Origin of the sequence: Mesorhizobium sp. J18, from assembly GCF_007829525.1 — a bacterium.
Classification (GTDB): Bacteria; Pseudomonadota; Alphaproteobacteria; order Rhizobiales; family Rhizobiaceae; genus VLJP01.
Genome location: NZ_VLJP01000056.1, coordinates 72,459 through 82,766, shown reverse-complemented (window position 1 = coordinate 82,766; position 10,308 = coordinate 72,459). Strand labels below are relative to the sequence as shown.

General features: G+C 61.3%; 14 protein-coding genes. 6 read left to right on the top strand and 8 right to left on the bottom strand.

What is annotated here, in order from left to right; translation table 11 throughout:
* The 6 genes from L598_RS17475 to rph form a co-directional block, all read right to left on the bottom strand.
* The coding region (locus L598_RS17475; RefSeq protein ID WP_144864745.1) for a YraN family protein at positions 1 to 220 on the bottom strand (220 nt) is incomplete at its 3' end.
* Positions 210 to 1,118, bottom strand: coding sequence for a 16S rRNA (cytidine(1402)-2'-O)-methyltransferase (gene rsmI / locus L598_RS17470; RefSeq protein WP_144864629.1), 909 nt, complete (start codon positions 1,116 to 1,118; stop codon positions 210 to 212). The genes L598_RS17475 and rsmI, both read right to left, overlap by 11 nt.
* Positions 1,119 to 1,192: 74 nt before the next feature.
* A complete protein-coding gene (gene hemW, locus L598_RS17465; protein ID WP_144864627.1) occupies positions 1,193 to 2,356 on the bottom strand; it encodes a radical SAM family heme chaperone HemW in 1,164 nt (387 codons plus the stop codon).
* On the bottom strand, positions 2,353 to 2,997 hold the full coding sequence (gene rdgB, locus L598_RS17460) for an RdgB/HAM1 family non-canonical purine NTP pyrophosphatase (protein WP_144864625.1): 645 nt from the start codon (positions 2,995 to 2,997) through the stop codon (positions 2,353 to 2,355). Before rdgB ends, hemW begins: the two co-directional genes overlap by 4 nt.
* Positions 2,998 to 3,005: 8 nt before the next feature.
* Positions 3,006 to 3,416 carry a VOC family protein gene (locus L598_RS17455; protein ID WP_144864623.1) on the bottom strand — a complete coding sequence of 137 codons (411 nt, stop codon included), beginning with the start codon at positions 3,414 to 3,416 and terminating at the stop codon, positions 3,006 to 3,008.
* A 7-nt stretch (positions 3,417 to 3,423) separates the two neighbouring features.
* The gene (gene rph, locus L598_RS17450; protein WP_144864621.1) at positions 3,424 to 4,140 is read right to left on the bottom strand and encodes a ribonuclease PH; all 717 of its coding nucleotides are present in this window, start codon (positions 4,138 to 4,140) and stop codon (positions 3,424 to 3,426) included.
* Between the two features lie 156 nt (positions 4,141 to 4,296).
* Here rph and hrcA point away from each other — a divergent pair, with 156 nt between their 5' ends.
* The 4 genes from hrcA (at position 4,297) to L598_RS17430 (ending at position 7,164) form a co-directional block, all read left to right on the top strand.
* Positions 4,297 to 5,361 carry a heat-inducible transcriptional repressor HrcA gene (gene hrcA / locus L598_RS17445; RefSeq protein WP_144864619.1) on the top strand — a complete coding sequence of 355 codons (1,065 nt, stop codon included), beginning with the start codon at positions 4,297 to 4,299 and terminating at the stop codon, positions 5,359 to 5,361.
* Between the two features lie 42 nt (positions 5,362 to 5,403).
* Complete coding sequence (locus L598_RS17440) at positions 5,404 to 5,709, top strand: putative quinol monooxygenase (RefSeq protein ID WP_144864617.1); 306 nt, start codon at positions 5,404 to 5,406, stop codon at positions 5,707 to 5,709.
* A gap of 81 nt (positions 5,710 to 5,790) precedes the next feature.
* Complete coding sequence (gene grpE, locus L598_RS17435) at positions 5,791 to 6,468, top strand: nucleotide exchange factor GrpE (protein WP_144864615.1); 678 nt, start codon at positions 5,791 to 5,793, stop codon at positions 6,466 to 6,468.
* Positions 6,469 to 6,528: 60 nt separating this feature from the next.
* Positions 6,529 to 7,164 carry a trimeric intracellular cation channel family protein gene (locus L598_RS17430; RefSeq protein ID WP_144864613.1) on the top strand — a complete coding sequence of 212 codons (636 nt, stop codon included), beginning with the start codon at positions 6,529 to 6,531 and terminating at the stop codon, positions 7,162 to 7,164.
* 4 nt (positions 7,165 to 7,168) lie between these two features.
* Here the strand turns inward: L598_RS17430 and L598_RS17425 are convergent, their stop codons facing one another.
* On the bottom strand, positions 7,169 to 8,161 hold the full coding sequence (locus L598_RS17425; protein WP_144864611.1) for an adenosine kinase: 993 nt from the start codon (positions 8,159 to 8,161) through the stop codon (positions 7,169 to 7,171).
* 154 nt (positions 8,162 to 8,315) lie between these two features.
* On the opposite strand from L598_RS17425, the gene L598_RS17420 reads away from it, so the two are divergent.
* Both L598_RS17420 and L598_RS17415 read left to right on the top strand, forming a co-directional pair.
* Positions 8,316 to 9,035 (top strand): sulfate transporter family protein, encoded by a 720-nt coding sequence (locus L598_RS17420; RefSeq protein ID WP_144864609.1) that lies wholly within the window; start codon positions 8,316 to 8,318, stop codon positions 9,033 to 9,035.
* Positions 9,036 to 9,057: 22 nt separating this feature from the next.
* Positions 9,058 to 9,513 carry a DUF2214 family protein gene (locus L598_RS17415; protein ID WP_144864607.1) on the top strand — a complete coding sequence of 152 codons (456 nt, stop codon included), beginning with the start codon at positions 9,058 to 9,060 and terminating at the stop codon, positions 9,511 to 9,513.
* On the opposite strand, the gene nth is transcribed toward L598_RS17415, so the two are convergent.
* Complete coding sequence (gene nth, locus L598_RS17410) at positions 9,507 to 10,295, bottom strand: endonuclease III (protein ID WP_144864604.1); 789 nt, start codon at positions 10,293 to 10,295, stop codon at positions 9,507 to 9,509. The genes L598_RS17415 and nth overlap by 7 nt on opposite strands.
* Between the last annotated feature and the right edge of the window lie 13 nt (positions 10,296 to 10,308).

Here is a 10,308-nt window from a genome sequence, read left to right as displayed (position 1 = left end):
CCGCCTCCATGGCTGAGGCAAGTGTCGGCCGCACTTTTACTTCGACAATGACGATAAGATCGCCACGGCGGGCGATCAGGTCGATCTCGCCCAGTTTCGTACGGTAGCGGCGAGCAACGATGCGATATCCCTTGACCATCAGCGCAAGGGCTGCAAGCCATTCGCCGCGATGGCCCTTGCGATAGGCACGGCGCCGCCTTTCACGACCGTCAAGCGCCATTTCCGGCATCTTTTAGGGTGAGCAGGCGCTGATAAAGCTCGGATTTGCGTCCACCTGTCAGACGCGCGGCTTCGGCGGCAGCTTTTGATGCCGGCATTTCCTTGATCAAGGACAGGAGGAGCTTGTCGGTATCGGCCGGGCTGAAGGCAGCGACTTCCGCCGGCGGCCCGACACAGATGACGACCTCGCCCTTTGGGGCCTCAACCCCGGCATAATGCGCCGCCAGTTCCGGGAGCAGACTGGATATCGTCTCCTCGAAGGTTTTGGTAAGTTCGCGCGCAATGGCGGCCGGTCGCTCGCCGAGGACAACCACCATGCTTGCAAGACTGGCGGCAAGCCGGCGCGGGGATTCGAAGAAGATCAGAGTCGCAGGAACGGCTTTCAATTCCTCAAGACGCGCCCGACGCTGCGTCTCCTTGACCGGAAGGAAGCCGGCAAACAGAAAGGCGTCCGAAGGTAGGCCGGAAGCCGTCAGCGCAGCTAAAACGGCAGAGGCACCTGGAACCGGAACAACCTTCAGCCCTCTTTCGAGTGCCTGCTGCACAAGCCGGAAACCGGGGTCTGAGACGAGAGGCGTGCCGGCATCCGAAACGAGCACGACGCTGCGACCTTCTTCAAGGGCAGCGATCAATTTTGGCCCGGCCTGTTCGGCATTGTACTCGTGATAGGCCTGAGGGCGCTGACGGATGCCGTAGCGGTCGAGAAGCACCCGGGTCACGCGGGTATCCTCGCAGGCAAGCACATCGGCTGCCGCGAGCGTCTCCAGCGCCCGGATCGTGATATCGCCAAGATTGCCTATGGGCGTGGCAACGAGATAAAGCGCGGGCTCCAATGCACGGGCTGAGATTTCGTGCCCCCCGATCACCAAGCTGCGTTTTTCATGCGGCGTTTCCGCCATCCTGCCCTCCTGTCCTGCAGCAGATTTGGCATGCTGTGACTTTCAAGGGAAGGTGGTTCTATCGGCCGGACGATCTACCGCGCGAGATCGGCCACCACGGCATCCAGCACGATCATGCCTGCCGGGGTGGCGCGCAGGCGTGAATTGCCGATCGGGGCAACCAGATGCTCCTCCTGCAGGACGGCGATACGTTCCGACGCTAGCGGCCGCCCGGCCAAGGCTTCGTAGCGTGCGAGATCAATGCCCTCTGCCAGCCGCAGGCCCATCAACAGCAATTCGTCGGCTTCCTCCGAACGCGTGAGTGTCTCTCCGCCGACAATGCCATGGCCGTTTTCCTCGACCAGCCCTACCCAGGTCTCCGGCGTCTTCTCGGTGAAGGTCACGACGCGCGGGCCATCCTCGAGAAATCGGCCATGGGCCCCGGGTCCGATACCGACATATTCGCCGTAGCGCCAATAGACGAGATTGTGGCGGCTCTCCGCACCTGGCCGCGCATGATTGGAGATCTCGTAGGCCGGAAGCCCCCGCGCCGCAGTAATTTCCTGCGTCACCTGATAGAGCTCGGCGGCAAGATCGCTATCGGGGATCACGAGCTTGCCGGCTTCGTGCAGCGCGTGGAAGCGGGTGCCTTCCTCGATGGTAAGCTGATAGAGCGAAAGGTGATCAGCGGCATGGCTGATGGCCCGTTCGAGTTCGGCCGCCCACGCCTCGACCGTCTGCTTTGGTCGCGCATAGATCAGATCGAAGGAAAGTCGCGGAAAGATCTCACGCGCCAGCTCGATAGCATGCACCGCTTCCGCCACACTATGCAGCCGGCCGAGAAAGCGAAGGTCGGCGTCGTTCAGGGCCTGTACGCCAAGCGAGACGCGGTTGACACCGGCGGCGCGATAGCCGCGAAAGCGTTCCGCCTCCACCGATGACGGATTGGCCTCAAGCGTAACCTCGATGCCCGCCGGCACCGCCCAGTTGGCCGCAACGGCATTCAGGATGCGTTCGACCGTTTCAGGCCTCATCAGTGAAGGCGTGCCGCCGCCGATAAAGATGCTGGTCACTTCGCGTGGCCCGGTGCGGGCGCGCATGATCGCCATTTCGCGTTCAAAGGCAGCAACAAAGCGCTGCTGGTCCACCGGCTGGTACCGGACATGGCTGTTGAAGTCGCAATAGGGGCATTTGGCTGCGCAGAAGGGCCAATGCACATAAACGCCGAATCCCGGCGTCTTATCCGCGGCAGATGTCATACGCCCAGCCGTGCGCGCGCAAATTCCCTGAAGGCACGGGCGCGGTGCGATAGCGCCTTTTCGTCGCCCGGCTTCCAGCCGTGCTTCTCTTCCGCGGACATTTCACCGAAGGTAATCCTGTGACCGTCCGGCACGAAGACCGGATCATAGCCGAAGCCCAGCGAACCGCGCGGCGGCCAGACAAGAGTACCTTCCGCTTCACCGCGATAATATTCCGCCTCGCCATCGGGAAAGCAGAGGCAGAGCACGGCGACAAAGCGGCCCCTGCGATCCTCCGGCTTGAGCGCTCCCTTTGCGCGCAGCAGTTCCTCGACCTTCTCCATGGCAATGCCGAAGTCTCGCGTGCCGTCAGCCAGCGTCGCCCAGTCGGCCGTATAGACCCCGGGAGCGCCGTCGAGCGCGTCCACGCAAAGGCCGGAATCGTCGGCAAGCGCCGGCAGGCCGGTGGCGTGGGCTGCGGCATGGGCTTTGATATAGGCGTTTTCCTCGAAAGTGGTCCCGGTTTCTTCCGGTTCCGGCAGATCGTGCTCGGCAGCCGATGTCGTTTCGAATCCGAAGGGAGCCATCAGGTTGGCCATCTCGCGCAGCTTCCCGGTGTTATGGGTGGCCACCACGATCCTGCGGTTGTCGATCTCGCGCATGCCCCGACCTATAGCCCCCAGATTCTTGGCTCGGCGAATTCCAGCGAATTGCCGAATGGATCACGAAAATAAATGGAACGACCACCCTGTGGCCATTCCACTTCCGCCTCAATCCCGATGCCGGTGGCCTGCAGATGCCGTTTCCATGCTTCCATCTCCTCGGCAGTGGCGGCAAAGCAGAGATGGCCTTCGCCTTTTGTCCCGTGCGGCGGCACGGGCAGCCGCGCATCCGGAGACGGCGGCTCGCTGGTGGCCTCCGGGTCGAACAGCAGCAGCACTCCGCCGCCGCATCGGAAAAAGACGTGCCGGCCTTCGACCTTGGCGATGCGTGTCAGGCCGAGCACATCTCCATAAAAGCGTTCGGCCTCATCCAGATCGCTGACATAGAGCGCAGATTCAAGGATTGCCGAGGGAGTCATGATCGCCCTATCCGATTGCCATCTTCTGAAGCTCGATCAGGCGCGTAATGCCCTTCCTGGCGAGGCTCATAAGGGCGGTGAATTCATCTTCCGAGAACGGTTCCCCTTCGGCCGTCCCCTGTATCTCCACGATGCCACCCTTGCCCGTCATGACGAAATTGGCGTCGGTGCCGGCAGCCGAATCCTCCGCATAGTCCAGGTCCAGGACCGGCGTGCCGTCATGGATACCGCAGGAGATCGCCGCCACGTGATCCTTGAGCACGCGGGCGCGGCTGGTCATCTGGCGCGTTTCCATCCAGGCGAGACAATCATGCAGGGCGACGAAACCGCCGGTAATAGCTGCCGTGCGCGTGCCGCCATCGGCCTGAATCACGTCGCAGTCCACCGTGATCTGCAACTCGCCCAGTGCCTGCAAGTCAACCACGGCGCGAAGCGAACGGCCGATGAGGCGCTGGATCTCCAGTGTACGGCCGCCCTGTTTTCCGGCGGCGGCCTCGCGGCGCATGCGGTCGCCGGTGGCGCGCGGCAACATGCCATATTCGGCCGTCACCCAGCCGCGCCCGGAATTGCGCATCCAGCCAGGCACCTTTTCCTCGAGGCTGGCGGTGCAGAGAACATGGGTGTCGCCGAACTTGACGAGACAGGATCCCTCGGCATGCTTCGAGATGCCGCGCTCGAAGGATATGGCTCGCATCTCGTCCGGTTGGCGTCTGGATGGTCGCATGAATGGGTCCTGCCTCTGGAAAGCGGTGGGAATCTGCCGAGCTTGTAGCTTTCCATGGCGCGTGGCGCAAAGGAAAATGGCCTGTCCGCAGAGTCGGGCGGCAGTTGTGTTCGCCGTGTCGGCGCATATATTTCCCGAGTAAGGAGGCCGCGAAATATGACGAAACCCGTCATGGATCCCGCTTTGCAATCGCTCGACGCACGCTCGCGCGACATTTTCCGGCTGATCGTCGAGTCCTATCTCAAGGATGGCGACCCTGTCGGCTCACGCAATCTTTCCCGTCTTCTCCCGAGCGCGCTTTCGCCGGCCACGGTCCGCAATGTGATGAGCGACCTGGAACAGCTGGGCCTCATCTATGCGCCGCATGTCTCGGCCGGACGATTGCCGACCCAACTCGGACTGCGCTTTTTCGTCGATGCCTTTATGGAGATCGGCGATCTCGGCGATGAGGAACGGCGTGCCATCGAGGCACAGGTGAAGGCGGGGGGACAGTCTCTGGAGCACATGTTGACCGAGGCAAGCCAGATGCTTTCCGGCCTTTCGCATGGTGCCGGCCTCGTGGTGGCGGCAAAGACGGAAGCTCCGCTCAAGCATGTAGAGTTCATTCAGTTGGAGCCCGACAAGGCCCTTGCGGTTCTGGTGTCGCAGAATGGCGACGTGGAGAACAGGGTAGTCGACCTGCCTGCAGGCGTGACCGTGTCGCAACTTCACGAGGCATCGAATTTCCTCAATGCGCATATCCGTGGCCGCACCCTTTCCGAAGCACGCGCCGAGATCGCGCGGCTGAAGGAAGATACGCAAGCCGCCCTCGATTCGCTGTCGCGGGAGCTTGTCGACAAAGGCCTGGCGGTATGGGCCGGGGCCGATAGTGGCCTGCCGGTCCGGCTCATCGTGCGCGGCCGCAGCAACCTGCTCGAAAACATCACCGCGCAAGCCGACATCGAGCTCCTGCGCCACCTGTTCGATGATCTGGAAACCAAGGAAGGCATGCTGCAACTGCTGGAACTGGCAGAGCAGGGTTCGGGCGTGCGCATCTTCATCGGTTCGGAGAACAAGCTGTTCTCGCTATCCGGCTCGTCGCTGGTGGTGGCTCCCTATCGCGACAACAATTCGCGCGTCATCGGTGCCCTCGGCGTCATTGGGCCGACACGACTCAACTATGCCCGAATCGTTCCCATGGTGGATTACACGGCCCAGCTCGTTTCGCGTATGCTACGCTAGGGTCCTGACCCTAGCCATTCCCGGCGCCGGAGAGAGTGTTTCATGTTCGGCCTGATCGGAAAGATGAAGGCGCAGCCGCAAAAACGCGATGAGCTCCTGGAAATTCTGCTCGCCGGAACCGAAGCAATGCCGGGCTGTCTCAGCTATATCATCGCCAAGGATCCTTCCGATGCCGATGCATTGTGGATCACCGAGGTCTGGGACGATGAGGCCAACCACAAGGCCTCGCTTTCCTTGCCGGCTGTTCAGGCAGCGATTGCGCGAGCGCGCCCGCTGATTGCGGGCTTTGAGCCGAGTATCACGACCGAGCCGGTCGGCGGGGTCGGTCTACCGCGTCAAATTCCGTAACAACCCTTCACCCTTGATTTTATCATGCGGACACTCGATATCGGGTCCGACTTCACAATTGCGTAAACAGATGGACGTGCAATGACCAATCAGGCAAAGGACGATCGCTCTCCGCACAACGATCAGGCCGAAGAGCCCGTGGTCGAGAATGGCGTGGCGTCGGACAAGCCGCAGGCTGAATCCGCCGACAATGCTGCCGGACCTTCGGAAGAAGACGTTTTGATGCGGCTGGCGGCCGAGAACGAGGAATTGAAGGATCGTGCCCTGCGGCTGGCGGCCGAGATGGAGAATCTCCGCCGGAGGACCGCGCGCGATGTTACTGATGCGCGCACCTATGCGATTGCGAATTTCGCCCGCGACATGCTTACCGTTTCGGACAATCTGCGCCGCGCGCTTGAGGCGATTCCCGCCGAATCGCGGGAAGGCGGGAATGCCGGCCTTAAGGCCCTGATCGAAGGTGTGGAAATGACCGAAAGAGCGATGCTCGCGGCGCTGGAACGCCATGGCGTCAAGCAGCTCAATCCGGAAGGCGAGCGTTTCGACCCGCATTTCCACCAGGCCATGTTCGAGGTACCCAATCCGGAGGTGCCCGCAAACACGATCGTGCAGGTCGTGCAGACAGGCTATGTGATAGGCGATCGTGTGTTGCGGCCGGCCATGGTCGGCGTCGCCAAAGGTGGACCCAAGGCTGCATCCGCTGATGGTGAAGCCGCTGCCGAGCCCGGCCCGCCGAATCCCTATTCCGAAAGGGACGCTTAAAGCTGGTCATCTTCCCATCATCGCCGCCATCCGCTATCGAATGAAGCGGGAGGCGGCGTGATGAGCCCTATACTTCTGCTCGATTATGCCGGCGTTGCGGTCTTTGCGGCGACGGGTGCGCTTGCTGCCTCACGCAAGGAGCTCGACATTATCGGCTTCCTTTTTCTGGCCGGTGTGACCGGGATCGGTGGCGGAACGCTGCGTGATGTGGTTCTCGGCGCCACGCCCGTGTTCTGGGCGCAGAACCCCGACTATCTTCTGGTTTGCACGGTTGTTGCCGTTCTGGTCTTCTTCACCGCCCATCTGGTGGAATCCCGCTACAAGCTGCTTTTGTGGCTCGATGCCCTTGGTATGGCGGCCTATTCCGTGCTTGGTGCGGCGAAAGGGCTGACCGCAACGGGATCGCCCGTAGTAGCCGTCGTCACCGGCATGCTGACCGCCACCTTCGGCGGCATTCTCCGCGATCTTCTTGCCGGCGAACCTTCCGTGTTGCTGCGACCCGAAATCTATGTCACAGCCGCCCTTGCCGGTGCGATCACCTTCACCATCACCGACTTCGCCGGCCTGCCACCGACATGGGCAGCAGGCATAGGATTTGTCGTTGCTTTCCTGGTGCGCGGAGGGGCATTGCGCTTCGGCTGGACTTTCCCGCGCTATAAGTCGCGCCCCGGTCGAAGGCCTGAAGATATCGAATAGCTCCTTAAAGGAGTCCGGCCTGCTGTGCTTCGTGACGCAGGTTCTGACGCGGGCGCGGTCCGATCTGCTGTATGACCAGACCGGCTGCCAATGATCCGAGACGTCCGCAATCGAGAAGGCTCCTGCCCGTCGCATAGCCGAACAGGAAGCCTGCCGCATAAAGATCGCCGGCGCCGGTGGTGTCGACCAGATCGGAAATCTCGATTGCCTCGACGGGCACCGTTTCATCGGAGGTGGCGATGATCGACCCCAATTCGGACCGGGTGACGGCAGCAAGCTTGCAGTCCGCCCTTATGGCCTCCAATGCGGTCTCGAAGGAAGCGGTCTGGTAGAGGGATTTAAGCTCATGCTCGTTGGCGAACACGATATCGACCGTGCCCGAGCGCATCAGGTCGAGGAATTCGCCGCGGTAACGGTCGACACAGAACGGATCGGAAAGCGTCATGGCAACTTCGCGGCCAGCTTCGTGCGCATAAGCTGCCGTCAGACGGATCGCTTCCTTGGCGCGCGGCGGGTCCCACAGATAGCCTTCGAAATAAGTGATCTTGGCAGCCTGCGCCTTGTCGCGCTCGACATCCTCCGGCCCAAGCTCCACGCAGGCGCCGAGATAGGTGTTCATCGAACGCTCGCCGTCGGGCGTGACGAATATCATCGAGCGCGCCGTCGGAGGCTCGCCCTTGAGCGGAACGGTGTCGAAAGCTACTCCTTGGGCGCGAATATCATGGGTGTAGATCTCGCCCAGATGATCGGAGGAGACCTTGCCGAAGAAGGCAGCACTTCCGCCCAGGCTGGCGACGCCGGCGGCAGTGTTGCCGGCGCTGCCTCCGGAGGCCTCGATGGCCGGGCCCATGCGGGAATAGAGGAGCTCGGCACGCTCGGCATCGATAAGGTTCATTGCCCCCTTGATGATGCCGTTTTCCTGCAGAAAAGCCTCGTCGCATCGGGCGATGATGTCCACAATGGCATTGCCGATGCAAAGCACGTCGAATTCGCTCATTCATTTCTCCGCTGAAGAACGCGGTGGCAGGGAGTTGCGTCCGGAATATGTAGCCGACCCGGTTTGCAAAAATTCCTGCGGCAACGCAACCTTTCTTGCGTAAGCGCCTATGGCTCACTATCTCGCTTGGCAGGGTAGGGGAGGGAACCGCCATATGATCCTCGAAGCGGCTCGGCTTGCAGCAGGTCGTCTCTTCACCGCGGAATTCCGATCCGTATTCTTCAAGACACTGGGACTGACGCTGCTGGCGCTGGTGGCGCTATGGTTCGGCCTGAAGGAACTGTTCGACGCCTTCGCTCTGCCCTGGATCGATGCATTGCTGCCCGGTTTTCCAGCCTGGGCGGGATGGCTGAGCCTGATAGCGGCTATCTTCGCCGGCATCGGCCTGGCACTCGGGCTCGCCCTTCTGGTCGCGCCGGTAACGGCGATCATTGCCGGCCTGTTCCTTGATGACGTGGCCGAGATCGTGGAGCGCACGGATTATCCCGCCGATCCGACTGGAAAAGCGGTACCGGCGATACCCGCACTTATCCTGTCGCTCAAATTCTTCGGCATCGTCATCCTCGGCAACATCGTAGCACTGCTGCTTCTGCTGCTGCCGGGCATCAATATCGCCGCCTTCTTCCTCGTGAACGGTTACCTGCTCGGCCGGGAATTCTTCGAATTCGCGGCCATGCGGTTTCGCAGCGAATCAGACGCAAAGGCGTTACGGCGCCGCAATGCGGGATCTGTCTTTCTCGCCGGGCTGGTGATTGCCGGTTTTCTCGCCATTCCGCTTCTCAATCTTCTGACCCCGCTTTTCGCGGCATCCATGATGGTGCATCTGCACAAGATGATATCGGCACAGGAGGCGATGCCGGGTCGGACACGCTGACGTTTGTCATGGAGGGACACGAATGGCAATCGATCTCATATTGGCCATATTGCATCATCTTCTGATCTTCATGCTGGCCGGAGTGCTTGCGGGCGAGTTCGTCCTTTTGCGGCCTGGTCTTGCCGGACGCGAAGTAAAGCTGCTCGCCCATTTGGACAGCGCCTATGGTGCTCTCGCGGGAGCCATCATACTTGTCGGCATCGGACGCGTCTGGTTCGGCCTGAAGGGCTGGGAATTCTATGTCTACAGCTGGTCCTTCTGGGCGAAAATGGCGGCTTTCATAGCACTCGGACTTCTGTCCGTATCGCCGACCATGCGAATCGCACGCTGGAGCAGGGAGGCGCGCTCGGCAAAGGGCACCTATATTGTGCCCGACCACGCGATCGCAGCGGCGCGCACTTTCGTTCGTCTTGAGGTGCTGGTCTTCGCACTCATTCCGATTTTTGCGGCCATGATGGCTCGCGGCGTTGGCTACTGAGCAGGAACCGAAGGCAGTTCGGAGATTTCCCGCAGCGGAGCGGGGATATTCGTCGTCTTGACCTCGGCCTTGCAGATATCCGCGATCACGCAATCGGGGCAATCGGGCTTGCGCGCCTTGCAGACATAGCGGCCATGCAGGATCAGCCAATGATGGGCATGACGCATATATTCATCCGGAATGATCCGGACCAGCGTGTCCTCCACCTCTTCGGGCGTCTTGCCGGGCGCAAGCCCGATGCGGTTGCCGATGCGGAAGATATGGGTGTCGACCGCCATGGTCGGTTGGCCGAAGGCGACGTTGAGGACCACATTGGCCGTCTTGCGACCGACACCGGGGAGTTTCGTCAACGCCTCGCGTGTGTCGGGGACGACCCCGCCGTGATCGCGGATCAGCGCCTGTGATAACGCTATCACATTCTTCGCCTTGTTGCGCCACAGGCCGATGGTGCGAATATAACGCCCTAGTTTCTCCTCCCCCAGCGCGGCCATCTTTTCCGGTGTATCGGCGATGGGAAAGAGCTCGCGGGTAGCCTTGTTGACTCCTGCATCGGTCGCCTGGGCCGACAGTACGACCGCAACCAGCAGGGTGAACGGGTTGATGTGTTCCAATTCCCCCTTCGGCTCTGGACGCTGAACGGAGAAACGACGAAAGATCTCGTGAACCTCCTCGGGCGAATATTGCGTGCGGGTCCGCCTCCGCCTTCCCGGGGCACTCGATTTTGTCCGGCCTGGGCTTTTGGGGGCCGCAGGCGCGGCTTTTTTTGTGTTTTGCTTTTGCATGAGCCCTCTATAA